1 pseudogene is annotated in these 406 nt (G+C 55.2%); it reads left to right on the top strand.

The annotated features are described in order from the left end of the window. Positions 1–406, top strand: a pseudogene (locus tag CWC02_RS20365) (signal recognition particle-docking protein FtsY); the annotation flags it as partial.

Genomic DNA, 406 nt, shown 5'->3' with positions numbered 1-406 from the left:
GCTGCAGAAAAGGCAGAGGCGGAGCGTCTAGAGCAAGAACGCATTGCGGCAGAAAAAGCAGAAGCTGAGCGTTTAGCTCAAGAGCAGCAAGCGGCAGAGCAGCAACGTCAAGAACAACAAGCTCGACTTGCTGAGCAAGAAGCAGCAATGAAATTAGAGCAAGAACGTGCTGCCGCAGAACAGGCGCAGCGTGAAGCAGAGCAAGCTGCTGCAGAAAAGGCGGAAGCGGAGCGCCTAGAGCAAGAGCGTATTTCGGCAGAAAAGGCGGAAGCGGAGCGTTTAGAGCAAGAACGCATTGCAGCAGAAAAGGCAGAAGCGGAGCGTTTAGAGCAAGAACGTATCGCAGCAGAAAAGGCGGAAGCGGCGCGGTTAGAGCATGAGCGCATCGCTGCAGAAAAGGCGGAGG

Origin of the sequence: Pseudoalteromonas sp. S2721 (assembly GCF_005887425.1) — a bacterium.
Lineage (GTDB): Bacteria > Pseudomonadota > Gammaproteobacteria > Enterobacterales > Alteromonadaceae > Pseudoalteromonas > Pseudoalteromonas simplex.
The sequence above is the reverse complement of the archived record's forward strand: the minus strand, read 5'-3'. Positions and strand labels throughout refer to the sequence as shown.